At 73.7% G+C, this 25,226-nt stretch carries 20 protein-coding genes; 10 read left to right on the plus strand and 10 right to left on the minus strand.

All coding sequences use genetic code 11. From position 1 onward, the window contains the following. The first annotated feature begins 7 nt into the window (after positions 1–7). The 3 genes from IF55_RS13200 to IF55_RS13210 are packed head-to-tail and all read left to right on the plus strand — an operon-like array spanning position 8 to position 3,146. Positions 8–877 carry an IclR family transcriptional regulator gene (locus IF55_RS13200; protein ID WP_078644265.1) on the plus strand — a complete coding sequence of 290 codons (870 nt, stop codon included), beginning with the start codon at positions 8–10 and terminating at the stop codon, positions 875–877. Positions 878–914: 37 nt separating this feature from the next. After that, complete coding sequence (gene pepE, locus IF55_RS13205; RefSeq protein WP_030880168.1) at positions 915–1,652, plus strand: dipeptidase PepE; 738 nt, start codon at positions 915–917, stop codon at positions 1,650–1,652. Between the two features lie 42 nt (positions 1,653–1,694). Next, entirely contained in the window at positions 1,695–3,146 is a 1,452-nt protein-coding gene (locus tag IF55_RS13210) for a lipase maturation factor family protein (RefSeq protein ID WP_030880170.1), read from the plus strand. 88 nt (positions 3,147–3,234) lie between these two features. On the opposite strand, the gene IF55_RS13215 is transcribed toward IF55_RS13210, so the two are convergent. The 4 genes from IF55_RS13215 to IF55_RS13230 form a co-directional block, all read right to left on the minus strand. Continuing rightward, positions 3,235–3,789, minus strand: a complete 555-nt coding sequence (locus tag IF55_RS13215) for a hypothetical protein (RefSeq protein ID WP_030880174.1) — start codon at positions 3,787–3,789, stop codon at positions 3,235–3,237. 162 nt (positions 3,790–3,951) lie between these two features. Further along, positions 3,952–4,521: a DoxX family protein gene (locus IF55_RS13220; RefSeq protein WP_030880177.1), complete on the minus strand. Its 570-nt coding sequence runs from the start codon at positions 4,519–4,521 to the stop codon at positions 3,952–3,954. A gap of 155 nt (positions 4,522–4,676) precedes the next feature. Beyond that, complete coding sequence (locus tag IF55_RS13225) at positions 4,677–4,943, minus strand: GlsB/YeaQ/YmgE family stress response membrane protein (RefSeq protein ID WP_030880181.1); 267 nt, start codon at positions 4,941–4,943, stop codon at positions 4,677–4,679. Between the two features lie 142 nt (positions 4,944–5,085). Next, positions 5,086–5,661, minus strand: a complete 576-nt coding sequence (locus tag IF55_RS13230; protein ID WP_030880183.1) for a TerD family protein — start codon at positions 5,659–5,661, stop codon at positions 5,086–5,088. Positions 5,662–6,006: 345 nt separating this feature from the next. Between IF55_RS13230 and IF55_RS13235 the strand changes: the two genes are divergently transcribed. Genes IF55_RS13235 through IF55_RS13265 form a run of 7 tightly spaced genes read left to right on the plus strand, consistent with a single transcriptional unit; the run spans position 6,007 to position 14,426 of the window. Beyond that, positions 6,007–7,488: an MFS transporter gene (locus tag IF55_RS13235; protein ID WP_048831928.1), complete on the plus strand. Its 1,482-nt coding sequence runs from the start codon at positions 6,007–6,009 to the stop codon at positions 7,486–7,488. A 10-nt stretch (positions 7,489–7,498) separates the two neighbouring features. After that, entirely contained in the window at positions 7,499–9,046 is a 1,548-nt protein-coding gene (locus IF55_RS13240) for an FGGY family carbohydrate kinase (RefSeq protein WP_030880189.1), read from the plus strand. A gap of 32 nt (positions 9,047–9,078) precedes the next feature. Beyond that, positions 9,079–10,764, plus strand: a complete 1,686-nt coding sequence (locus tag IF55_RS13245; protein ID WP_030880193.1) for a glycerol-3-phosphate dehydrogenase/oxidase — start codon at positions 9,079–9,081, stop codon at positions 10,762–10,764. Continuing rightward, positions 10,761–12,314 (plus strand): FAD-binding oxidoreductase, encoded by a 1,554-nt coding sequence (locus IF55_RS13250; RefSeq protein WP_030880195.1) that lies wholly within the window; start codon positions 10,761–10,763, stop codon positions 12,312–12,314. Before IF55_RS13245 ends, IF55_RS13250 begins: the two co-directional genes overlap by 4 nt. Before the next feature lie 29 nt (positions 12,315–12,343). Next, positions 12,344–13,000 carry a glycerol-3-phosphate responsive antiterminator gene (locus IF55_RS13255; protein ID WP_030880197.1) on the plus strand — a complete coding sequence of 219 codons (657 nt, stop codon included), beginning with the start codon at positions 12,344–12,346 and terminating at the stop codon, positions 12,998–13,000. Continuing rightward, complete coding sequence (locus IF55_RS13260) at positions 12,997–13,299, plus strand: putative quinol monooxygenase (RefSeq protein ID WP_030880200.1); 303 nt, start codon at positions 12,997–12,999, stop codon at positions 13,297–13,299. Before IF55_RS13255 ends, IF55_RS13260 begins: the two co-directional genes overlap by 4 nt. Then, on the plus strand, positions 13,296–14,426 hold the full coding sequence (locus tag IF55_RS13265; RefSeq protein ID WP_030880203.1) for a zinc-binding dehydrogenase: 1,131 nt from the start codon (positions 13,296–13,298) through the stop codon (positions 14,424–14,426). The genes IF55_RS13260 and IF55_RS13265 overlap by 4 nt, the downstream gene beginning before the upstream one ends. A gap of 407 nt (positions 14,427–14,833) precedes the next feature. Here the strand turns inward: IF55_RS13265 and IF55_RS39335 are convergent, their stop codons facing one another. The 6 genes from IF55_RS39335 to IF55_RS13295 form a co-directional block, all read right to left on the minus strand. Then, positions 14,834–16,267 (minus strand): NAD(P)/FAD-dependent oxidoreductase, encoded by a 1,434-nt coding sequence (locus tag IF55_RS39335; protein ID WP_048831929.1) that lies wholly within the window; start codon positions 16,265–16,267, stop codon positions 14,834–14,836. A 97-nt stretch (positions 16,268–16,364) separates the two neighbouring features. Then, a complete protein-coding gene (locus tag IF55_RS13275) occupies positions 16,365–18,443 on the minus strand; it encodes a SpoIIE family protein phosphatase (protein WP_030880207.1) in 2,079 nt (692 codons plus the stop codon). A 178-nt stretch (positions 18,444–18,621) separates the two neighbouring features. Continuing rightward, positions 18,622–19,980: an NAD(P)/FAD-dependent oxidoreductase gene (locus IF55_RS13280; protein WP_030880209.1), complete on the minus strand. Its 1,359-nt coding sequence runs from the start codon at positions 19,978–19,980 to the stop codon at positions 18,622–18,624. 205 nt (positions 19,981–20,185) lie between these two features. After that, positions 20,186–20,752 (minus strand): hypothetical protein, encoded by a 567-nt coding sequence (locus tag IF55_RS13285; protein WP_051776139.1) that lies wholly within the window; start codon positions 20,750–20,752, stop codon positions 20,186–20,188. A gap of 139 nt (positions 20,753–20,891) precedes the next feature. After that, positions 20,892–21,803, minus strand: coding sequence for a GHMP family kinase ATP-binding protein (locus tag IF55_RS13290; protein ID WP_048831930.1), 912 nt, complete (start codon positions 21,801–21,803; stop codon positions 20,892–20,894). A 111-nt stretch (positions 21,804–21,914) separates the two neighbouring features. Continuing rightward, positions 21,915–25,148 (minus strand): non-ribosomal peptide synthetase, encoded by a 3,234-nt coding sequence (locus IF55_RS13295; RefSeq protein WP_048831931.1) that lies wholly within the window; start codon positions 25,146–25,148, stop codon positions 21,915–21,917. Positions 25,149–25,226 lie beyond the last annotated feature (78 nt).

Consider the following 25,226-nt stretch of genomic DNA (forward strand, 5'->3'; position numbering starts at 1 on the left):
CCCGGCGATGACCGACCACCACACGGACCACCCCGGCCACCCCGACCCCCACGGCAACCAACCCGCCGACCACCGCACAGTCCGCCGCACCCCGCCCGGCCTGCTCCAAACCGTCGACCGGGCGCTGCTCGTCCTCCTCGCGTTCGAGCGGACCCGCCCGGACTGGGGCGTGACCGAGGTCGCCGAGGAGTTCGGCTGGGACACCTCCGTAGCCCAGCGGCTGCTGGCGACGCTGGCCGGGCGCGGCTTCCTGGTCTCCGACCCCGCCACCCGGCGGTACCGGATCGGCCCGGCCGTGCTGCGCCTCGGGCGGCTGTGGGAGCGGTCGGGGACGCTGGAGCTGCTGTCCCGGCCGGTGCTGGAGGAGCTGCGCCGCGAGACCGGCGACACGGTGCTGCTGTGTGTGCCGGACAGCTTCCACATGCGCTGCGTCGCGGCCGTCGAGGGCGAGTCCGGGCCGCTGCGCTACTACCCGCTGGTCGGCGAGCTGTACCCGGCGCACGCCGGGGCCACCAGCAAGTCCTTCTACGCCTATCTCCCCGACGACCAGCGCCACCGGCTGTTCCGGGGCCGCCCGATGGCGCGGTTCACCGAGCGTACGCAGACCGACCCGGACCGGCTGGAGGAGGAGTTCCGGCAGGTACGGGCGCGGGGGTACGCCTGGACGGTCGGCGAGTACGACGCGGGCGTGGCCACCCTCGCCGTCCCCCTGTTCCTGGGCCGGGAACCGTACGGCAGCCTCAGCCTCGGCGGCGCCGAGGAGCGGTTCCCCGAAGGCCCCGAGGACCGCCTCGACGCGCTGCGCCGGGCAGCGCACGCGCTGGAGAAGCGGCTCACCACTCCCCCGCAGCGCTCGGCGCGCCGCACCCAGAACTGACCCTCCTCGCAAGCGAATCCGAAGAAAGGCACCACCGATGGACCTCCTGCTGCTGTCCAACTCCACCCAGCACGGCCAGGGTTATCTGGCGCACGCGCTGGACACCGTCACCGAGTTCCTGCCCTCCGGGGCCCGACTCGCCTTCCTGCCCTACGCGTTGGCGCACCACGACGCGTACACCGAGCGGGTGCGCGGCGCGCTGGAGGGGTCCGGCATCACGGTGCGCGGCGTGCACGAGAGCGGCGACCCGCTCGTCGCGCTCGCGGACGCCGACGCGGTGTTCGTGGGCGGCGGCAACTCCTTCCGGCTGCTGAGCGCGCTGTACCGGACGGGACTGCGGGACGCGCTGCGCACGGCCGTACGGGCCGGACTGCCGTACATGGGGGCGAGCGCCGGCACGAACATGGCGGCGCCCACCCTCCGCACCACCAACGACATGCCCATCGTGCAGCCGCCGTCCTTCGAGACGCTCGGCCTCGTCCCGTTCCAGATCAACCCGCACTACCTGGACCCGGACCCGCTCAGCACGCACAAGGGCGAGACCCGCGAGGAGCGGCTGACGGAGTTCCTGGAGGAGAACGACGTACCGGTGCTGGGGCTGCGCGAGGGCTCGTGGCTGCGGGTCTCGGGCGAGCGGGCGACCCTCGGCGGCGAGCGGCCGGCCCGGCTGTTCACGCGCGGCGCGGAGCCGCGCGAGCTCCCGGCGGGCTCGGACGCCTCGCATCTGCTGACGGTCGGGGCCGCCTTCGACACGCCGACGCGCCGGACGGCCTGAGCCCGCTCGGCGCGGCCCCCGGCGAGTGGTACGGATGAGGCCATGGAGTGGTTCGCCTCGTCCGACTACTGGCTCGCCCGGCTGGTCTTCCAGCGCGGGCTGGCCGCCGTCTACCTGCTCGGCTTCCTGGCGGCGGCCCTTCAGTTCCGCGCGCTGATCGGCGAGCGGGGGATGCTGCCGGTGCCGCGGTACGTGGCCCGGGTGCCGTTCCGCAAATCCCCCAGCGCCTTCCACGCGCACTACTCGGACCGGTTCTTCGCCGCGTGGGCCTGGGCCGGGGCGCTGCTGGCGGCGGCCGTCCTCGCGGGGGCGGCCGACGCGGTGCCGCTGGGCGCGTCGATGGCGATGTGGGCGGTCCTGTGGGCGCTGTATCTGTCCATCGTCAACGTCGGGCAGATCTGGTACGGCTTCGGCTGGGAGACCCTGCTGCTGGAGGCGGGGTTCCTGGCCGTCTTCCTCGGCAACGCGCGCACCGGGCCGCCCGTGCTCGTGCTCTGGCTGCTGCGCTGGCTGCTGTTCCGCGTCGAGTTCGGCGCGGGCCTGATCAAACTGCGCGGCGACCGCTGCTGGCGGAAGCTGACCTGCCTGGACTACCACCACGAGACGCAGCCGATGCCGGGCCCGCTGAGCTGGTTCTTCCACCACCTGCCCCGGCCCGCGCACCGGGTGGAGGTCGCCGCCAACCACATCGCCCAACTCGTCGTGCCGTTCGGCCTGTTCGCCCCGCAGCCGGTCGCCACGTGGGCGGGGGTCGTGGTCATCGTCACCCAACTGTGGCTGGTCGCGTCCGGCAACTTCGCCTGGCTGAACTGGATCACGATCCTCCTGGCCGCCGGCGCCGTGGACGCCGCCCGCCTCCCCTTCCCCACCCCCGCCGCCCCGCGATTCGCCGCTTCCCCGCTGTGGTTCGAGGTGACCGTACTGACCGTCACCGCCCTGGTCCTGGCGCTCAGTTACCGTCCCGTCCGCAACCTCCTCACCCGCCGTCAGCGCATGAACACCTCCTTCGACCCCCTGCACCTGGTGAACTCCTACGGCGCCTTCGGCAGCGTCAACCGCACCCGCCGCGAGGTGGTCATCGAGGGCACGCGGGATGCGGAGCTCACGGAGGGGACGGTGTGGCACGAGTACGGCTTCTACGGCAAGCCCGGCGAGCCGGGGCGCTGGCCCCGGCAGTGGGCGCCCTTCCACTGGCGGCTCGACTGGATGCTCTGGTTCGTGCCCCTCTCCCCGGCGTACGGCCGCTCGTGGTTCGACGGCTTCATCGAGCGGCTGCTGCTCAACGACCGCGACACGCTCCGTCTGCTCCGCCACAACCCGTTCCCGGACGGCCGCCCGGCCCACGTCCGGGCCCGCCTGTTCCAGTACCGGTTCACGACATGGCGGGAGCTGCGGGAGACCGGGGCCTGCTGGCACCGGGAGCACGTACGAGACCTGACCCCTCCGGTCCGCCTCGCCACCCCGCAGGAGCCTCACACGCGCCCCGGCCGCTGATCCCGGCCCCGGCCCCGGCGCGGGCCTCTGCCGGAAGCGGACACGGGCACGGGCACGGGCACGGGCACGGCGCGACGATGGCCCGTGCTCAGGCCGTCCGGTCCGCGGCGACCGCCGCGCGCCGTCCGGCGGTCGTAGCGGACGGCCGCCGCTGCTCCCGGGCGGCCATGCGGCCGCGGAGGAATATGGTGCCCAGCCGGGTGACCACCTCGGTGAGTGCCATCAGCACGAACGCGGCCACCCACGCGTCCCCCGTGGTGATCTGGTGGGCCATGCTGAAGCGGGCCACGTCGTCGGCGCCGCCGTGGTCGACCCACAGTTGAAAGCCGAGCCGCGCTCCCATGCCCAGCACCCACAGGGTCGCGGAGACCGCGCCCGCCTTGATGAAGAGATGCCCGCCGACCTTGCGTATCCGGGTGTAGATGCCGCCCGCCACGCCGAGGGCGGCGCCGACGGTGACGAGCGCGCCGATCAGCACCAGGTCGTTGCCGGCCGTGGGCACGGAGTTCAGGTAGCTGTGCGCGACGAAGGCCACGATCGCCAGGGGGATCACGTACGTTTTCGCGTCGAGGCGGCCCTCCCGCAACTGTCGGAAGACGACGAGGAGGAGGGCGATATCGGTGATCCAGTCAGTCGTTGTCATGCCTCAAGACTGCTGGCAGGGGCCCGTACGCGCCTGGGCCGGCGGGTGGATCTATGGGTGGAGACCGCTCTACACCGTCCTGCCGCCGCTCGACGAGCCGACAGGGCCGGCAGGGCCGACAGGGCCGACGGGCCCGGGGCCGCGCCGGCCGGCCGGGCGTCACTAAGCGGCGGGCCCGTCCCCGTCCTCGTCCGGGGCGTCGAAGGATTCGAGGTCGTCCGTGGCGGCTCGTACGGTCCGGGCGCGGCGGCGCAGGACGCAGGCGGCGGCGAGGGCGCTGGCGGTGAAGCCGGTGGCGACGACCCAGGGGCGGTCGAGGCAGTGGCCGGTGGCGTGGTCGAGGGAGTAGCGGCCGGGGCCGGCGAGGCCGAGGCCCATGGCGACGAAGCCGAGGAAGGCGGGGTACTCGAAGCCGCCGGAGGTGGCGAAGAAGCCGGCGGGGGCGTGGACGGACACGGCGCCCGCCATCGCGCCGGCGGCGGCCGCGCCGGCCGCGGGGGTGGCCAGGCCCAGGGCGAGGAGGGCGCCGCCGCCGGCCTCGCCGGCCCCGGCGGCCAGCGCGCTCTGCTTGCCGGGCGTGAAGCCCATCTGCTCCATGGCCCCGCCGGTGGCCTCCAGGCCGGGGCCGCCGAACCAGCCGAAGAGCTTCTGCGCGCCGTGGGCGAAGAGGACGCCGCCCGCGCCCGCGCGCAGGGCGAGGAGTCCGAGGTCCTTGCGGTACGACAGCGGCATGGCGAGTCCTTCCCGGGGGCGGGCGATGCCCCCAGTGTTCAGGCGCCCGCCGCCCGCCACCGCCCGGAGTGCGCCGATCGGGTGACGGGCGGCGGCCGGCGGGAGGCCGGCGAGGAGCCGGCGTCAGGGGGTGGAGCGGCCGCCGCAGGCGATCGTCAGCGGCGGGAGTTGCCGAACAGGATGCGGTAGACGATGAGCAGCACGAGCGAGCCGCCGATCGCGGCGCCCCAGGTGGCGGCGTCGAAGAACTGGTTCGAGATCGGCTTGTCGAGGAACTTCGCGGACAGCCAGCCACCGACGAAGGCCCCGGCCACCCCGATCACGGTGGTGCCGAAGAGACCGCCCGGGTCGCGTCCCGGGAGGAGGAACTTGGCGATGGCTCCCGCGAGGAGCCCCAGAACGATCCAGCCGATGATGCCCACGTGGGCCCTGCCTTTCGCGTAGTACGGGCCCCGCGGCGCGTTCCGTGCCGCGGGGCACTGGGGAGGACGCGCTGCCGGAGCCCGATGGTTGCGCGATGCACGTACGGCGTCGCGCAACCGTCCGGGGCCGCCGGTGCGAGGGTCAGACGTTGACGCCGAAGTCGGAGGCGATGCCGGCGAGTCCGGAGGCGTACCCCTGGCCGATGGCGCGGAACTTCCACTCGCCGCCGTGCCGGTAGACCTCGCCGAAGACCATGGCGGTCTCGGTGGAGGCGTCCTCGGTGAGGTCGTAGCGGGCGATCTCCTTGCCGTCGGCCTGGTTGACCACGCGCATGAAGGCGTTGCGCACCTGACCGAAGCTCTGGTTGCGCTTGTCCGCCTCGTAGATCGACACCGGGAAGACGACCTTCTCGACGTCGGCGGGGACGGCGGCGAGGTCGATCTTGATCTGCTCGTCGTCCCCGTCGCCGCCGCCGGTGAGGTTGTCCCCGCTGTGCTGCACCGAACCGTCGGGGCTGGCGAGGTTGTTGAAGAACACGAAGTGCTGGTCGCTGAGGACCTTGCCGCCCGCGCCGCACAGCAGCGCCGAGGCGTCGAGGTCGTAGTCGGCGCCGGTCGTGGTGCGGACGTCCCAGCCGAGGCCGACGATGACCGCGGTCAGGCCGGGCGCCTCCTTGCTGAGCGAGACGTTGCCGCCCTTGGACAGAGTGACTCCCACGAAATGCCTCCCAGTGCGCCGTAGCTAGATTTCAAAGATTGCGCAAGTGGTGAAGCATAGGTCACGGAGCGCCCGTTCCCCCAACCCGGCGAGGCCCCTCGCGACCGGCCCGGTCGGGCCCCGCACGACCAGCCCGGCGACGCCCCTCCCGCCACACCCTCCCCACCAGCACACGACTGTTGCGCCCAGGTGTTTTCTCCGGAAACTCTTGACGCGGCCGAGACAACGTTCTTAATGTCGGCCGTACTTCTTTAGGCAGGGCACAGACGCAGACCACCTGTCGGTGGCTTCGCCGTGCCTATGCTCACTGTTCTGCCATCGACCGGTCCTTCGAAGGACGGGCACATGGCACAACGGCAGAGCGTCAATGGCGTCGCTGACGTCGTAGCGCTGATCGACGGCCTCGGAAAACTCACCGGCCGGGCGCAATTCATCTGGTTCCTCGTGTTCGGGGGACTCTTCCTCGACGCCTACTCCAACGCCGCGCTCAGCGCCGGTCTCGCCCCGATGACCGAGCAGATGTCGCTGAGCAGCACACAGGTGTCGGTGCTCACCGCCACGGCCCCCGCCCTGGCCATCATCTTCAACCCGGTCGGCGGCTGGCTCGCCACCCGCATCGGCCGGGTGCCCCCGCTGCTGATGGCCAAGGTGTTCGCGCTCCTCGGCGCGCTGCTCGCGGGGTTCGCGGGCGACTTCACCATGGTCTGGATCGGCCGGGTGCTGGTCGGCGTGGCGTACGGCATCGACTTCGCCGTCGCCATGGCGCTGCTGGCCGAGTACACCCCCGCCAAGATCCGCGGCCGGCTCAACCTCTGGCAGGCGGTCTGGTACATCGCCACCACCAGCAACCTCGCGCTGGCCCTGGTCTTCTACAACTTCGACGTCGGCGCGGACATCTGGCGCTGGTCGGTGGGGTCCGCGGGCGTCGTGGCCGCGCTGCTGCTGCTCCTCCAGTTCCTCTTCCTGTCGGAGAGCCCGTCCTGGCTCGCGACGAAGGGGCGGCTGGAGGACGCGGTCCGCAGCCTCCACAAGATCTTCGGGATCGACGCGGTCGCGGGCACCCCGGCCGCCGACGGCGGCGAGGCGGCGCCCGCCGCCCCGGCCATCGGGATGCGGCAGATCGGCATCCTCTTCCGCGGCCGGTATCTGGGCCGCACCGTGCTCTCCTCGGTGATCTCGCTGGCCCAGGCCATGCAGTACTTCGCGGTGGGCTGGTACCTCCCGCTGATCAGCCTCACCATCTTCGGCGAGAGCTTCGAGAAGGCCACGGTCGGCTCGATGGTCTTCAACGCCTTCGGCATCGTCGCGGGCATCGCCTCCGCGTTCTTCGCCCGCCGGCTCGGGCTGCGCGTCAGCTCGGCCGCCGGTTTCGCCGGGGTGCTGGTGGCGCTGGTGGCGATGGGGCTGACCTTCGGCAAGGTGCCGACCGCGGTCGCGTTCATCCTGCCGGTGCTGTTCATCCTCTGCCACGCCGCCGGGCCGGGCGCCAACGGCAAGTCGATCGCCGCGCTCTCCTACCGCAGCGAGGTGCGCACCCTGGGCACCGGCGTGACCGGCATGGTCGGCAGCTTCGGCAGCGTCGTGGGCCTCTACCTCTTCCCGCAGATCAAGGACGCCCTCGGACTGGCCGACACCTTCCTGGTGATCGCCGTCGTCCCGCTCGCCGGCCTGATCACGTGCCTGGTCATCAAGTGGGACCCGACTCGGGCCACGGTCTCCCCCGACGACGAGGAGGAGGACGAGGGCGCCGGCACCGGCACCGGCACCGGCACGCCGAACGGCTCCGGGCGTACGACAGCGGCCGCGGCAGCGGCCGGCACGAACTGAAAGGGCTGCGATGACGCAGACACACCACGGCTCGGCGCGGCGGCTGGGCGTGCTCGCCGTCGACGAGGGCACCACGGGCACACGGGCCGGCGTGGTCCTGGACTCCGGCGCGGTCGACCACGTCCGCTACCGGCCCATCGAGGTCAGCCACCCCGACGTCGCGTCGGTCGAGCAGGACCCGTGGGAGATCTGGACGGCCACCCTGGACGTCTGCCGGCAGGCCCTGGCCTCCGCCCGCGACGCGCACGTCGAGGTGACGGCCGTGGCACTGTCCACCCAGCGGGCCACCGCCATGCTGTGGGACCGGCGCACCGGCCGGCCGCTGGCGCCCGCCGTCGTCTGGCAGGACCGGCGGTACGCGCGGGAGCTGCTCGCGTACGAGCGTGAGTGGGACGAGGTGCTGACCGCGCGCACCGGGCGGCCGGTCGGCAGCCGCGCGCCGTTCTACTGGGCGGCCCGGCAGATCGCCGAGCACCCGGAGGTCGCCGCGGCGGCGCGCGAGGGCCGGCTGGTCTTCGGGACCGTCGACACCTGGCTGATCTGGCAGCTCACCGGCGGCGCCGTGCACGCGACCTCCGCGACCAACGCCTGTTCCACCGGCGGCTATCTGCTGGAGCGGCACGCGTGGGACGAGGAGTGGATCGCCCACCAGGGCTTCCCGCTGGAGCTGCTGCCCGACCTGCTCGGCGACGACGAGATCGACGGCCGCACGGACGAGGCGCTGCTCGGGATCTCCGTTCCGGTGGCCGCCACCATGGGCGACCAGCACGCGGCGCTGATCGCGCTGGGCGGCCTCGCCGCGGGGCGCGGCATGTGCGTGTACGGGACCGGGGCGTTCGTGGACGTCGCGACCGGGGAGCACCCGGCGCTGCCCCGGCCGGGCATCTCCGGGGTGCTCGCCCAGCCCGGCTGGCGGCAAGGGGGTGTGACGCAGTTCAGCCTGGAGGCGTACTGCTCGACCACCGGCTCGGCGCTCCGCTGGCTCTGCGACGACCTCGGCTTCTTCGCCTCCCCCGCGGAGATCGGCGAACTGGCCCTGAAGGCCCCCGCCAACGGCTCGGCGTGGTTCGTGCCGGCGCTGGCCGGCATCCGTACGCCGTCCTGGCGGCCGAACGCCACGGCCGCCCTGACCGGGCTCTCCCTCGCCACCACCCGCGCGGACATCGCCCGCGCGGTGATGGAGGGCATCGCGCACTCCGTCTGCGATCTGATCGACGGGGTCCGCGACACGATGCGGGCGCCGTTCGGGCAGCTCAGGGTGGGCGGCGGCGTGTCCGGCAGCGACGCCCTGATGCAGATCCAGGCCGACCTCGTGGGGCTGCCGCTGGAGCGGGTCGCCGACTCGGCCACCGCCAGCCTGCGCGGCAGCGCCTATCTGGCCGGGGTCCGGCAGGGCCTGTGGTCCGGCCTCGACGAGGTCGTCGAGGCGCAGCCGCGCGGCCGGATCTTCGAGCCCATGATCTCCGCGGCCCAGCGGACCGAGCACCGGGCGGGCTGGCAGGCGGTCCTCGCACCGCATCTGCGCGAGCCCGCCCCCGAGAAACCTGCGGACGACTGACACCCGTCCACCCGAAACACCAGGAGTTGATTGTGATCACCTTGCCCGCCCGCAAACCGCGGCGCGCCTCGGCCGGAGCGGCCCGGGCCAAGCCGCTGCTGCTCGACCGGGCCGCCTCCCGCCGGCGGCTCGGCCAGGACGTGTACGACGTGCTGGTCATCGGCGGCGGCGTGACCGGCGCGTACGCCCTGCTCGACGCCGTCTCCCGGGGCCTGAGCGCCGCGCTGGTGGAGAAGGACGACTTCGCCTCCGGCACCTCGTCGAAGTCCTCGAAGATGGTGCACGGCGGTCTGCGCTACATCGAACAGGGCAATGTGGGCCTCGTCCGCCACTCCCTGCTGGAGCGCCACCGCTTCCGCCGCAACGCCCCGCACCTGGTGCACCGGCTGCCGTTCCTCTTCCCGATCCTGGAGAAGGAGGGCATCTTCGACCCCCGGCTCGCGAAGGGGTTCGAGGGGCTGCTGTGGACGTACGACCTGATCGGCGGCTGGCGGATCGGCAAGCTCCACCAGCGGCTGACGGTCGAGGAGGTCCTGGCGCACGCGCCGACGCTGCGCGCCGAGAACCTCAAGGGCGGGCTGATGTACTTCGACAGCCGCACGGACGACGCGCGGCTGACCCTGACGATCATCCGTACGGCCGCGGCGCTCGGCGCGACGGTGCTCAACGGCGCCAAGGTCGAGGGCCTGATCACCGAGCGCGGCCGGGTCGGCGGCGCGAAGGTGAGCGCGGACGGCGAGGTGATCGACGTACGGGCGCGGGCCGTGGTGAACGCGACCGGCGTGTGGACCGACTCCGTCGACACGATGGCCGAGGAGGGGCACCGCCCGCAGGTGCGGCCGGCCAAGGGCGTGCACATCGTGGTGCCGTGGGAGAAGATCCGCAACGACTGCACGGTGACCGTGCCCATCCCGGGTCGCGCGCGCCGCGCCACCTGCACCCGCTGGGGCAACACGGTGGTGCTCGGCACCACGGACACCGACTTCCAGGGCTCCTCCGACGACGTGCACTGCACCCGCGAGGAGATGGACTTCCTGCTGGAGGGCGCGAACACCGCCTTCGCCACGAAGCTGACCCCGGACGACGTGGTGGGCTCCATCGGCGGGCTGCGCCCGCTCGTCGGCGGCAAGGAGGGCGCGACGCTGGACATGCGCCGCGACCACCACATCACGCTCGGCGCGACCGGCATGGTCACCGTCACCGGCGGCAAGCTCACCACCAGCCGGCACATGGGCGAGCTGGTCATCGACAAGGTGATGACGGTCCTCGGCCGCAAGGCACCCAGCCGCACCACCCACCTGCCGCTGATCGGCGGGGCGGGGTACGACGCCGAGGCCGTGGCCGCGTCCGGCGGGCTCGCCGCGCACTTCGGCGAGCGGTACGGCACGGAGGCCCGGTTCGTCCACGACCTGATAGCCGAGGACCAGGAACTGGCGGAGCCGGTCGTCGCCGGGCTGCCGTACACCAAGGCGGAGGTCGTCTACGCGGCGCGGTCCGAGATGGCCCGCTCGGTGGACGACGTGCTCTCCCGCCGCACCCGGTCCCGGCTGTTCGCGCGGGACGCGTCCACGGCCGCCGCCCCCGAGGTCGGGCGGCTGCTCGGGCAGGAGCTCGGGCTCTCCCCGGAACAGGTCGACCAGCAGGTCACCGACTACTTGGCATCCGTCGCACACGAGAAGGCCGTCCTCTTCGAGGGCCCCGAAGGAGCAGCAGCATGATCAGCCGTCAGACCATCACCCACCCCTTCAACCGCGGTGACTACACCGTGGGCGCGCCGACCCCGCCCCGCTGGGCGCGGACCACGCCGCCCGGCGAGGGCGCCGCGTCGCTCCAGCCGGCCGCCGTCGAGGTGCCCGGGCCGGTCGTCGAGGAGCTGCGCGCCGCCGCGAAGGCGGTGCACGTCGAGCGCGACGAGGTCGTGGCGCGGACCCGCGACTGGTGGGCCGGTTCCATGATCGGCGAGACCGACGGCAACCCCGCCACGCCGGACGCCGTCATCGTCGAGGCCGCCGACGCCGACCAGGTCGCGGCCGTCCTGCGGATCTGCCACGAGGCCGGCATACCGGTCACCGCGTCCGCCGGCCGCTCCAACGTCACGGGCGCGGCGCTGCCGGTCTTCGGCGGCGTGGTCCTGGACCTGTGCGGGCTCGACAAGATCCTGTCCTTCGACGCCGAATCCAACGTCGTGAACGTCGAGGCCGGCATGTTCGGCGACCTCTTCGAGAAGGAGCTCCAGGAGCGCCACCACGTCACCACCGGCCACTGGCCGTCCGCGTTCGCGCTCTCCACGGTCGGCGGCTGGGTCGCCTGCCGCGGCGCCGGCCAGCTCTCGACGCGCTACGGCAAGATCGAGGACATGGTCGTCGGCGTCGACGTCGTGCACGCCGACGGCACCAAGGCCACGTACGGCGACTACTCGCGCGCCGCGACCGGCCCCGACCTGCGCCAGCTCTTCGTCGGCTCGGAGGGCACGCTCGGCGTCATCACGGCCGTACGGCTGCGGGTGCACCCCCTGCCGGACTACGCCAAGGCCCTCGCCTTCGGCTTCGAGACGTTCGCCCAGGGCCTGGAGGCCTGCCGCCGCGTCCTCCAGCGCGGCGCGACCCCCGCGGCGCTGCGCCTCTACGACAAGCTGGAGAGCGGCGTCCACTTCGACCACCCCGAGACCAATCTGCTGCTCATCGCGGACGAGGGCGACCCGACGCTGGTCGACGCCACGCTGAAGGTGTGCGAGGAGGTCTGCGCCGAGTACGGGCCGGAGCTGGACAGCGAGAAGGTCTTCGAGCGCTGGCTGCACGACCGGATGCTGACCGGCAAGTCCTCGGACGGCTTCACGCCGGGCCCCGGCTTCGTCGCCGACACCCTGGAGATGGCCGCGTCCTGGGCCGACCTCCCGGTGATCTACGACGAGGTGGTGGCGGCCATCCAGTCCGTGCCGGGCACCCTGGCGGCCTCCGCCCACCAGTCGCACGCCTACACCGACGGTGCCTGCGTCTACTTCTCGCTGCGCGGCGACGTGGAGCGCGCCGAGCGCCGCCAGTGGTACCGCGCGGTGTGGGACGCGGCCAACGCCGTCCTCATCCGGCACGGCGCGGCGCTCAGCCACCACCACGGCTGCGGGCTGCTGCGCGGTCCCTATCTCCAGGACGCACTGGGGGCGGGCTTCGCGACCTTCGTCGCCGTGAAGGAGGCCCTCGACCCGAAGGGCATCCTCAACCCTGGCAAGCTGGGACTTCCCAGCGGCTTCGGCACCGCTCCGCTGAGCTGAAGCTCCCCTCCCCCGCAACCAGGTAGGTCATGAACCCCAGCCACCGGCCCCAGGCCGTGCTCGACCCCCGGCTCTCGGCGGCCCTCGCCGAGGTGCCGGTCATCGCGTCGGTCGTGGGGCCGCAGTTGCTGCGGCGGTTCGCCGAGGCGCCGGCATCGGTGTGCATTCTCGCCTCGATGTCGGTGGGGCAACTGCCGCAGATCGTTCCGGCCCTGCGCAAGTCCGGCAAGACCGTCTTCGTCAACGTCGACAGCAGTCCGGGCCTCGCGCAGGACCGGGGCGCGCTGGAGTTCCTCAAGCACATGGGCGCGAGCGGGATGGTCTCCACCCGGCTCTCGCTGGTCGAGAAGGGCCGCCCGCTCGGGCTCCTCACCATGCAGAAGGTCTTCGTCACCGACCGTTCGAATCTGCGCCGGAGCCTGGACGCGGTGGCCCGCGGCGTACCGGATCTCGTCGAGCTGATGCCGGCGCCGATCGTCGCGCACATGAGCCAGGAGTCCCAGACGGCGATGACGCCGTTCGTCGCCGCCGGGTTCATCGAGACCGCCCAGGACGCGGCCGTGGCCATCGCGCTGGGCGCCAGCGCCGTGGCCACCTCCGACCCCCGCCTGTGGCAACTGCGCCGGGACCAGCTCCCGCCGGTCCCGGCGCACGCCGCCCCCCTCGTCAGGAGAAGAACACCGTGAGTCATGTCGTCATCGCCCGCTACCGCACCGCGCCCGGCGCGCAGGACGAGGTGCTCGCCCATCTCGCCGAGATGGCGCGGGCCTCGCTGGGCGAGAGGGGGTGCCGCGGCTACCGCGTCCACCAGGGCACGGCGGACGACCGTACGATCGTGCTCTACGAGGAGTACGAGGCCGAGGCGGACTTCACCGCGCACTGCGCCAGCGAGCATTTCCAGGCCATCGTCCTCGGCAAGGTGGTGCCGCTGCTGGAGCACCGCGAGGTCGTGCAGGTCACGCCGCGCGGGGAGGCCGCCGTATGAGGATGCCGGCGGCGGTACTGCGGGCCACGTCCACCGAGCGGCCGTACGGGGCCTCCCGGCCGGTGGAGATCGAGGAGGTCGAGCTGGGGGACCCCCGCGAGGGCGAGGTGCGGGTGCGGATCGCCGCGGCGAGCCTGTGCCACTCCGACCTGTCGGTCGTCAACGGCGACCGGGTGCGGCCGCTGCCGATGGTGCTGGGGCACGAGGCGGTCGGGGTGGTCGAGGAGACCGGGTCCGGGGTGCGTGATGTCGAGGCGGGCGACCATGTGGCGCTGGTCTTCGTGCCGAGCTGCGGGCGGTGCGCGCGGTGCGGCGAGGGGCGCCCGGCGCTGTGCGCCGCGGCGGCGGAGGCCAATGGTTCGGGCGGGCTGCTGCACGGCCCCTCCCTGCTGCGCGGCTCCGGCGGTGAGCTGATCCACCATCAGCTCGGGGTGTCGGCGTTCGCCCGCTACGCGGTCGTCGCCCAGGAGTCCGTGGTCAAGATCCCCCAGGACGTGCCGTTCTCCGTGGCGTCCATGTTCGGCTGCGCCGTGCTGACCGGGGCGGGCGCCGTCATCAACACCGCCGGGGTGCGGCCCGGCCAGTCGGTGGCCGTGCACGGCCTCGGCGGCGTCGGCCTCTCCGCCGTGCTCGGCGCCCGCGCCGCCGGCGCCTGGCCCATCGTCGCCGTCGATCCCTCCCCCGCCAAGCGGGAGCTGGCGCTGCGGCTCGGCGCGAGCCATGTGTTCGCCCCCGAGGACGCGTCGGCCGTCGCCGACGTCACGGGCGGCGGCGCCGAGTTCGCCGTCGAGGCCGTCGGCAGCCCGCAGGTGATGGCGGGCTGCCTCCAGTCGGTGGCCCGTGGCGGCACCGTCGTCTCGGTGGGCCTGCCCGCACCGGGCCGTACGCTCGAAGTCCCCGCGCTGGCCTTCGCCGGCGAGGGCAAGTCCCTCATCGGCTCGTACATGGGCGACGCCGTGCCGCGCCGCGACATCCCCCGCTACCTCGGCCTCTGGCGCGCCGGCCAGATGCCGGTGGACCAGATGCACACCGGTACCGTGCCGCTGAGCGGCCTCAACACGGCGATGGAGGACCTGGCGAGCGGCGCCGCGATCCGCCAGATCATCGACACGTCGGCGGACGTCTGACGCGCCGGTGACGAGGGGGGCGGGCGGCCGCCCTCACCACTCCGGCCGCGCCGTCCGCGCCGCCTTGACCGGGCCGCACCGCTTGACCGGCCGCGTCGCCTTGACCGGCCGCGTCGGCCGGTCCCGTCGGCCCGGCTTCTCCCGCCGCCCGCCGAACCCATCGGTTCGGCGGGCGCGCTCATTCCCGGCCGGCTGCCCTGGCGGGACGTCAGCCATGACCGGTGATGCGCCGATTACCGGACGGGTCGTCAGCAGGGCTGCCGGAACGGCACGTTGAGTCACGCGATGATGCCGCGCGTGACGCGTCGTCGGCCGCCGTATCGCGGTGTCCCGTAACCGTCCGCTGACGGCTCACGGGCCGTCAGCGGAGGACCGGAGACTCGCGCGGGCTCCAGCCCGCGGCGGCGTCAGCGCGGGGCGCGGCACAGGTCGCGTTCCGCTGCTGTGAAGGGTGGGCCCGGGAGGGGGGCGGTGGCCGGGCCGCGGAGGACGGCGAGGGCCACGGCGGGGCGCAGGAGGGCGTCGAGGGGGGCGGAGAGGGTCATGACGTCGATCATGGCGCGGGCCACGGCGGGGCGGCCGGTGGCGGCCAGGGTCAGGCGGTCGAAGTAGCCGCGCAGCAGCCGGGCGGCGACCGGCGGCTGGTCGCCGATCGCGCCGGGGTAGCGGATGTCCTGCCCGGTGGCCAGGTCCCACGCGTTGTCGGCGGTACGGGCCAGGGCGCGCTGCGCCCGCCGGGCGAGGCCGGGTTCGCCGAGGCCGCCGCGCCGCAGTTCCGCGCGGAGCGCCTCGGCGCCGAGGGCGGCGACCGACATGCCCTGGCCGTACACGGGGTTGAAGGTGGCCAGGGAGTCGCCGGCGGCGACGAATCCGGCGGGCCACAGCGGCAGCCGCTCGAAGCGGCGGCGCCGGTTGACGGTGCTGTGCGAGACGAACACGTCGGTGACCGGCTCGACTTGGGCGATGAGGTCGGCGAGGACGGGGTGGTCGAGGCGTCGGCAGAATTCCTCGAACCCGTCGGCGTCCGCGGGCGGTTCGCCGCCGCGCGTGCCGGAGGCGGTGATCAGCCAGCGCCCGTCCTCGATGGGGACGAGCGTCGCCCCCTGGGCGGGGCGGTCCAGCCCGGCCCTGGGCTGCACGCTGACGACGGGGAAGTTCTCGGCGCCCGGCGGGGCCCGGAAGATCCGGGTGGAGTAGGCGAGTCCGGAGTCGACGCGTTCCTCCCGGACGGCGGGCAGGCCGAGTTCGGCGAGCCAGCGGGGCGCGTGGGAGCCGCGCCCGGTGGCGTCGACGACGAGGTCGGCGGGGAGGTGGGCCGCGCCGTCGGCGGCGGCCGGGTCGCGGAGCCGGACGCCGGTGACGCGCCGTGCGTCGCCGTCGAGTCCGAGCACGTCGGCGCCGTCGCGGAGGGTCACGCGCGGGTGGGCGAGCACCTGTTCCCGTACGCCCCAGTCCAGCAGGTCGCGGGTGCAGGCCACCAGGTACTGCATCTCGGGCCAGCGGGGCAGCCAGCCTTTCGCTGTGAGGGCGACGAGGCCGGTCGGCAGGGGGATGCGGCGGGCGCCGGCGGCGAGCCACCGGTCGGTGGTACCGGGCAGCAGGGATTCGATGACGCGGGCGCCGCCCGACCACAGCAGGTGGGCGTGGCGGGCCTGCGGAAGTCCCTTGCGGGCGGCGGGCGTCCGGGGCAGGCGGTCGCGGTCCACGAGGGTGGTGGACGCGCCGTGTTCGGCGAGGACGGCGGCGGTCAGCAGCCCGGCGAGGCCGGTGCCGAGGACCACGGCGCGGGGGTGCGGGGCGGCGGGGGCGGTCGCGTCGGGTCGGCGGATCGGCTCGTTCATGGCCGGTGACCTCCTGGGGGTGCGGCTCTACGCGCAGCGGTGACGGCCTGGGTTCCGGCACCCATTGTGGGGTGCCCGGTACGGCGGGTGCGGGAATTCAGCAGCCGCGTTCCGGACAGGTGAACTCGCACCACACGCATTTGCCGGCGCCCCGCGACTCCACGCCCCAGACGTCGGCGAGGCCGTCGACGAGCAGCAGGCCGCGGCCCGATACACCCGCCTCGCCGGGCTCCCGGCGCCGCGGCATGGCGCTGGAGCGGTCCTCGACCTCGACGCGCAGCCGCCGTTCGCCGTCAATGCCGGGGAGCGTCCGGATGGCCACGACGGCGGCGCCGTCGGTGTGCAGCAGGGCGTTGGTGATCAGCTCGTCGGCGACGAGTTCGATGTCGTCGGCGCGTTCGCCGGCGCCCCAGGCCCGTACCGCCGCGCGGATCATGTGCCGGGCCGCGGACAGGGCCTCCGGGTCGGCGGCGGCGATGTGCTGCTGGAGCCGTTCGGAGCTGGGCGCGGCGCCGCCCGTGCGGCGCAGGAGCAGGACGGCCAGGTCGTCCTCGCCGGCGCGTTCGTCGACGCGCTCGGACAGTTGGTCGGCGAGGTCCTGGAGGTCGTACGGGCCCTCGCGGACGACGTCGGCGAGCCACTGGTAGCCCTCGTCCAGGTCCGCGCCGGGCTTTTCCACGAGGCCGTCGGTGCACATCAGCAGGGTCTCCCCCGCGTCCAGTTCCATGGCGGTGACGGGGTAGTCGAGCCGGCCGAACTGGGCGGAGAGGCCGAGCGGCAGCCCGCCGGGGAACGGCAGCCGGCGGCAGGTGCCGTCGGTGTGCCGCAGCACCGGGTCGATGTGCCCGGCCCGGACGAGCCGCAGTTCCCCGGTGGCGAGGTCCGCCTCGGCGTACGCGCAGGTGGCGAAGCGGTCGGTGTCGAGTTCGTGGAGGAAGAGGGAGGCGCGGGCCATGACGGTGGCGGGCGCGTGGCCCTCGGAGGCGTACGCGCGCAGGACGATCCGCAACTGGCCCATGACGGCGGCGGCGTGGGTGTCGTGGCCCTGTACGTCGCCGATGACCGCGCCGACGCGGCCGCCGGGCAGCGGGATGACGTCGTACCAGTCGCCGCCGATGTCCCGGCCGAGCCGCGCCGAGCGGTAGCGCACGGCGAGGTCCGCGCCGGGGATGGCGGGGATGCGGCGCGGCAGCATCGCCTGCTGGAGCCCCTCGGCCAGGTCGTGTTCCTGGTCGAAGAGCATGGCGCGGGCCAGGCTCTGCGCGATGCTGGCGCCGAGGGCGACGAGCAGGGAGCGCTCTTCCGGGGTGAAGCCCTGCTTGTCGCGGTAGAGGAGGCCGAGGGCGCCGATGGGTCGGGCCTGGGCGATCAGCGGCAGATAGGCGGCGGCCGACAGTTCGAGGGCCTCGATGTGCTCCCACAGTTCGGGGTAGGAGGCGGCGAAGTCGTCGCGGGAGCCGATGAAGCGGGGCGCGAGGGTCCGTACCACCTCGCTCATGGGGTAGTTGTCCTCGATCCGCGTGTAGCGGGTGCCGGGCACGAAGGAGTCGGTGGGGCCCTCGGCGACGAGGTGGATGCGGCCGCTCTCGATGAGGCCGACGACGAGGCTGTCGGCGCCGAGCCGTTCCAGGCCCGGGGAGTCGCTGAGCACGTCGATGACGTCCTGCACGGTCCTGGCGTGCGCGAGGGCGGCGGTGGTGCGCTCGACGACGGCGCTCTGGTGGCGGCCTCCGGCGGGCGTCTCGCGGCGTTCCACCGAATGGGCGAGTTCGGCGGTGGCGTCGCGGAAGACGCCCAGGATGCGGCGCGGGCGGCCGTCCGGGTCGCGGCGGATATGGCCCTGGATGTGGGCCCATCTGGGGGTGTCGTCGCGGCGCCGGACGCGGAAGTACGCCCCGTAGGAGGTGCCGCCGGATTTGAGGGCCCGTGTGACGAGCCCGTCGAGGGGGACGGACTCGGTGAGCTGGACGCGGTCGAAGAGGGTGCCGGGGTCGCCGTCGTACTCCTCGGGGGTGAGGTCGAAGACGGCGAGGGCGGCGGCGTCCAGGTGCATGAGCCCGCTGGCCAGGTCCCAGTCGAAGGTGCCCATGCGGTTGAGGGCCAGCGTCACGTCCGGAAGCGCGGGCCAGTCACCCGGCAGCGATACGGCGGCCGGCGTCACTCCCCGATCAACCATGAGCCTACTCTGTCACCATTTGCCGGTTTCACGCACATTTTCGCGGTACAGGCGGGGCCGCTGATCGCCGTACGGGCGGGGCGGGCCGCCGTCCGTGGCTCGGCCGGGGGTCGGGCGGGGCGGGGCGGCGCCTCGCCGCCCGCCGGCCCCCGCTGCCCGCCCGGCGGCCCGCTCCGCGTCAGTGACGCACCGTCATCGCCCGGGTGTGCTCCCGCACCTGGTCGGGGGTCAGGTAGGAGTCGGTGTACTCGAAGTCCCGCAGCGTCGCGGGGCGCCGGATCTGGAAGCCGGTGCGGACGAAATCGTCGCCGGCGGTGGCGTTCAGCAGCCAGTTGGTCACCGTACGGACCTTGGCGACGTTGGTGCGCAGCGCCATCAGGTGGTAGCCGCGGGCGACGGCCTGCGCGGTGATGCCCTTGAGCTCCACGCCGAGCGGCTTGGAGACGGCGTCCTTGCCGCCGAGGTCGACGACGAGGCCGAGGTCCTTGTGCACGTACGGGCGGAGCGGGGCGCCGCGCAGGGTGGCGGTGAGGTTGTCGGCGACCGCCTTGCCCTGGCGCTGCGCGTGCTGGGCGGTGGGCGGGCAGATGGCCCCGTCGCCCGTGGCGACGTCGGGCACGGCGGCGGCGTCGCCGAGGGCGAAGACCCCGTCGAAGCCCGGCAGCGTCATCCGGTCGGTGACGGCGAGCCGGCCGCGTACGGTCTCCGCGTCGAGGGTGGCGACCAGCGGGCTGGCGGCGACGCCCGCGGTCCAGATCAGGGTGCGGCAGGGCAGCTCGCGGCCGTCGGTGAGGGTGACCGTCTCGGGCCCGGCCTCGGCGACGGAGACGCCGAGGGAGATCTCGATGCCGCGGCGCTGGAGGACTTCCATGGCGTCGGCGCCGAGCTTGTCGCCGAGTTCGGGCATCAGCTTGGGCGCGATGTCGATGAGGTGCCACTTGATGAGCTTGGGGTCCAGGCGGGGGTAGCGGGCGGCGGCCGCGGTGGTGATGCGCTGGAGGCAGGCGGCGGTCTCGGTGCCCGCGTAGCCGCCGCCGACCACGATGAACTGGAGCCGCGAGACGCGCTCCGCCTCGTCGGTGGCCGCGTCGGCGAGGTCGAGCTGGGCGATGACGTGGTCGCGTACGTACGCGGCCTCGGCGAGGGTCTTCATGCCGCGCCCGTACTCGGTCAGGCCCGGGATGTCGAAGGTCCGGGTGACGGAGCCGGGCGCGAGCACGATGTAGTCGTAGGTCTCGTCGACGATCTCGTCGGTGATCTTCCTGATGACACAGACCTTGGCCGCGCCGTCCACGCCGATCGCGCCGCCGGGGATGATCCGGGTGCGCCGCAGCCCGCGCCGCAGGGAGACCGCGACCGACTGCGGGGTGAGCACCCCGGAGGCCACTTGGGGCAGCAGCGGCAGGTAGAGCTGATAGCTGAAGGGGGCAACAAGGGCGATCTCCGCCTCTCCAGGGGCCAGGGTGCGCTCCAGCCTGCGGGCACACTCGACTCCGGCGAAGCCACCGCCGACGATGAGGATCCTGGGTCGCGTCATGATCTGTCTCCTGCTCGGTTTCGCGGGCTCCTACCCATGGTTCGGCCATTCGCGACGCTCCGCCTCTCGGCAGGGCGCGGGGCACGGGCGACGCAGCACGGGGAACAGGCGACGCGGCGGGCGTTTCGCACACGGCGGGTGACGCTCTGACCAGAGGAACGGCGGGCCGGGACGCGCTTCCGCTCGGTCGGTGATGCGGCGGCGCTCAGCCCTTCGGACCGTCGCCCGCCTCGGCGGCCTCGGCGAGGAGGGCTCGGGCCTTGGGCTCGGCCTCGTCGTAGCGGGCGGGGAAGGCGGAGCGCTGGACTTCCTGGGCCACCTGGCCCGCGGTCCAGTCGGGGTGGCCGCAGTCGGCGGCCACGGCGCGGGTGAAGAACGCGTTGGCGGCGTAGGCGACGTCCATGCACTGCTCGGGCGTGCCCCAGCCCTGGCTCGGGCGCTGCTGGAAGACGCCGAGGGAGTCGCGGTCGCCGCACGCGAGGTTGTTCATGTGCGACTCGACCCAGCCGGCCTCGAACCCGGCGAGCATCACCTTGTCGCCGACGCCCAGATCGCCGCCGACCCGGTGGACGATCCTGATGACGTCCGCGTCGTGTACGGGCGGCACCTCGCACGCCGCGTCCGAGCCCAGCTCCGTGGCGGGCACCCGGTCGCCGCGCCCCGGGCCGTACTCGCTCGGGCCGCCCGCCGAGGCCGACGCCGACGGGCACGAGAGCGCCCACGCGCCGAGAACGAGGCCGCCGAGGCGGAGCACAGAGCGCCGGACGGTCATGGGGCACCTCTTCGCGTCGGGGATGCTCACCGGCCGGCCCGGGGGGCCACATGGCTGATACCCCGGCGGCGCGGCCCGGACGCCCGCGACGCCGTTCTCCGCCGGTTCGGCCCAGTCCGGGCGGGGGGGCCGGCCGGAGCTAGGGGAAGCTCAGCGTGCGGTACACCGTGACGTTCCCCGCCAGCTCCTCGCACGCCTGGGCGGCTGCCGCCAGCCGGCCCGCGCACGCCGGGTCGGCGGTGTCCAGGAGGATGCCGAGCGTCGTACCGCTGTGGCCGATCACGACGCCGAGTCCGCCCATCTCCTCGCAGACGGCGATCATCGCGTCGAGCGACTTCTTGTGGCGCAGCGCCTGGTTCATCCGCGCGCTGCGCGTGGCGACCGCCCCGACCTCGGCGAGGTCGCGCCGGGCGACCGCGCCGGTGAGCCGGTCCAGGAGGGCGGCGTACTCGCGTTTGTCCGCGGCGGTGAACGGTTTGGGTATCCGGTTGAAGTCGACCGTGTCCACCGCGCCGCCCTCGTCGATGCTGACCACGGCCATCGAGGGCAGCGAGCCGAGCTTCGCCCGGAGCCGCACGCTGCGGTGGTGGAAGGCGACGACGGCGGGGTAGAGCACGCCGTCGGTGGGCTCGATCCGGGCCAGGTACCGCTCGATGCGGCGCGGCGGCATCGGCAGGTCGAGGGCGTTGCCGACGGCGCGGGCGGTGGCCACCAGGTCGGCCGAGGAGCTGGCCAGCCCCTTGCCCTCGGGCAGCATGCTGTCGATGGTCAGCAGGCCGCCGCCGGGGTCCGGCACCTCGTCCATGATCATCGAGACGAGGCGCAGCGCCTTCTTCTTGTGCGGCGGCCAGACGTGCAGCCCGTCACCATCGGGGTACGTCTGGAAGGTGACCGACGTCCACCGGGCCACCGGCAGCGTCACCAGGAAGTCGCCGTCGTCCTCCGGCAGCACGCCCTGCAGCAGCTCGCCGAACGTTCCGAACGTCGAGCTCATGCCGGTCGCGCCGGTGCGGCGCCCGCCGGTGAGCGCGATGTCCCCCGTCATCGTCATCAAGCTTCTCCCTCGTCCTGCGTCCTACGTGCCGCGTCCTACGTGCTACGTCCTGCGAAAACCCCGCGAATGCCCGCGGACCCTGCTGAGGGCGTCCGGTCAGCGGTGCTGTCACACCGGGGTGCGCCGGGGCCGTTCGCACGCCGCCCGTACCAGCGCCGCGCTGTCCGCCGGGGACGCTCGTACGAAGTACCGCCCGCCCCGGGCGAGTTCGCGCAGCCGCACGGTGTCGGCGACCAGCTTCCACTCGCCGTGCCGCTCGCCGAACCCGCTGGTCGTCGCGTCGTCCTGGGCGACGACGACGTCCACGGCGGTGCCGATGCCGTACCGCTCGGCGTTCTCCCGTACGGCGATGAGGTGGTGATGGGACGTCAGCACGTCATGGCGGTACGCAGAACCCACCACCTCGGCGCGCTCCGGCTTGAGCCCGTCGAGTTCGACGTAGGCGCTCTCGGCGCGCAGCCGCGCGAGGAGGGTGCGATGGTCGGCGGCGGCGACCTCGCGCATCGTGCGGCGCAGGTCGTCGGCCTCCGCCAGCAGCAGTGCGCCGATGAACACGCGCTCCGCCCGGCGGCCCCCGGCCTCCAGCAGCCGCGCCGTCTCCAGCGCCGCCGCCGCGCCCTCGCCGTGCCCCCACAGCAGTACGGGCGCGTCGATCCGCGCCACGATCTCCGCGTGCACCCGGCGGGCCAGCTCCGCGACGTCGGCCGGGGGCTCGCCGTCGTCCACCAGGTCGTGGCCGGGCGGCTCGACTCCGTACACGGCGATCCCATCGCGCTCCAACTCTGCCGCCAGCGCGCGGAAGTTGACGGCGTTTCCGCCCGCGTAGGGAAAGCAGACCAGGCTGTGGTGCGCGGCGTCCACGCGGGACAGCGGCTGGAGCAGGCCGTCGGGCAGCGGCCCGTCGCCCCCGTCGTCGGGGGGCGAGCCGTCGAGGGCGGCCGCGAGGGAGCTGAGCACCGGGTACCGGACGAGCTGTTTGAGGGAGAGTTCCCGGTCCATCCGGACCACGAGCCGCACTCCGGCGAGCGAGGAGCCGCCCAGCTCGAAGAAGTCGTCGTCCCGGCCGATGCGCTCCAACGGGGTGTTCAGCACCTCCGCCCAGAGCATGGCCAGGCGCTGCTCGGTGGGGGTGCGCGGGGCGACGTAGGGCGCGCCGCCGTGGCCGAGCGTGCCGGCCAGCCGGACCAGCGCCTTCTTGTCCACCTTGCCGTTCTCGGTCAGCGGCAGCCGCCGCAGGCGGTGCACGTAGGTCGGGACCATGTAGTCGGGCAGCGAGCCGGCGAGGGCGTCCCGGACCCGCCCGGCGGTCAGTTCCTCGCCGCCGGCGAAGAAGGCCACGAGGTTGCGCGGGCCGCCGCCGGCCGCGTCCTCGACGACCACGGCGGCGTCGCGGACGCCCGCGATGGCGAGCAGCCGGTTCTCGATCTCCCCGATCTCGATGCGGAAGCCCCGGATCTTGACCTGTTCGTCGCGGCGGCCGAGGTATTCGACGCGCCCTTCCGGGAGCCAGCGGCCGAAGTCGCCGGTGCGGTACATCCGGGTGTCGGCGCGGAACGGGTCGGGGACGAACGCCTGCCGGGTGCGCTCCTCGTCGTTGATGTAGCCGCGGCCCACGCAGACGCCGGAGAAGGCGATCTCGCCGGGCGTGCCGAGGGGCGCCAGCGCCAGGTTCTCGTCCAGCACATACGCGTTGACGTTGCGCAGCGGACGCCCGACGGGTACTGATTCGCCGTCAGGTGGGCCGTACAGGACCTCGTGCATGGTGTCGTCGGACACCTCGGTGGCCCCGTAGGAGTTGACGAGCCTGATGTGCGGGTACGCCCGGAACCAGCGGCGCGCCGACTCCAGCCGCAGCGTCTCCCCCGTCACCGACAGCGCGCGCAGGCCGCCGAGCGGCCGGGGGTGCCGTTCCACGTGCGCGAGCAGCACCTCCAGGTAGGAGGGGACGACCTGGGCGACGGTGACGGCGCCGCGCGTGATCTCGTCGAGGAACCGGTCGACGTCGAGCAGGGTGTCGGTGTCCACGACGCGGGCGCTGCCGCCGACCAGGAGCGGTGCGGCGAACTGCCACAGCGAGATGTCGACGAACTGGGCGGCGGTCTGCGCGGTCACCTCGCCGCCGCCCGTGGCCATGCCCATGTCCTCGATCTTCATATGGAGGTGGTTGAGCAGCCCGGCGTGCTCGCAGACCGCTCCCTTGGGGGCGCCGGTGGAGCCGGAGGTGAAGTAGATGTACGCCGCCTGGCCGGGGTCGATGGCGAGCCCGGGATTCTCCGTGTCCGCCCTCGCGGCCTGTGACGTGCCGAGTATGCGCGGCGGCTGGTCGAGGCCGGCCGCCGCTTCCCGTACGCGCGCCTCCGCGTCCGGCGCGACGAGCGCCGACCGGCATGCGCTGCGGCCGAGTTGACCGGCGATCCGCTCCGCGGGGAAGTCCGGGTGTACGGGCAGGTAGACGCCGCCCGCCTTGAAGACGCCCAGGGCCGCGGCGATCCAGTCGAGCCCCCGGTCCATGACGACGGCCACCACGTCCTCGGGCCGTGTTCCGGCGGCGAGCAGGGCGTGGGCGTACTGGTTGGCGCGGGCGTTGAGTTCGCCGTACGTCCACTGGTCCGCGCCGTGCGCGGCGGCCACCCGGCCGGGGGCGTCGCGGACCCGCTCCTCGAAAGCGTCCACGAACGTCCCCGTCGGCGGGGCGGTCCGGGGCCCGGACAGGCCGTGGAGCTGGGTCTCCGTCTCGGCCGGCGAGAGGAGGCTCTGCCGGTGGTGCGGGGCGTCGGGGTCCGCGGCGAGGAGACGGAGCGCGGTGAGGTGATAGCCCGTCAGGCGGGCGGCGTATTCCTCGTTCAGGGTGGCGCGGCCGAAGAGGACGCGCAGCGACAGCCCGGCCCCGTCCGCGGCGAAGGCGACGCGCACCAGCTCCCCGTCGCCGAGTTCATCCGTCTCGGGGCCAGGGCCTTCGAGGCCCGACAGGTCGCAGACGATCTCAGCCGACGATCCGGGTTCCCTCGGCTCGCCCTCCAACGCGCTTGTCCGCGCCACCAGTTCGGCCCAGGTGGAGTCGGCGACGGTCAGCCGCAGCGCCGCGGGCGACGTCCCGGCGGCGCGTACCTGACCGGTGTTCAGTTCCCGTTCCGCCGTCACGGTGGCCAGCACGCGGGCGTGCGCCGCGAGCAGCAGGGCGGCGAGGTCCGCGCCGAGCCGCGCGGCGGTGCCGCGGAGGCCGGCCGCCAGGTCCTCGGGTATTCGGGCGCGGTGCGCGCCGGTCCCGTGCGCGTCCGCGGCGCGCTCGGTCCACCGCGGGGCGCGGGTGGGCGGCACCCTCCGGCTCGCGTTCCGTGTCACTGCCCGCCGCCCCCTTCGTCCCACGCCGTCGCGCGCATGTCGATCCCCATCCGTCGTCCGTCGTCCGTAGCCCGCGTC

The organism is Streptomyces varsoviensis (assembly GCF_000718635.1).
GTDB lineage: Bacteria > Actinomycetota > Actinomycetes > Streptomycetales > Streptomycetaceae > Streptomyces > Streptomyces varsoviensis.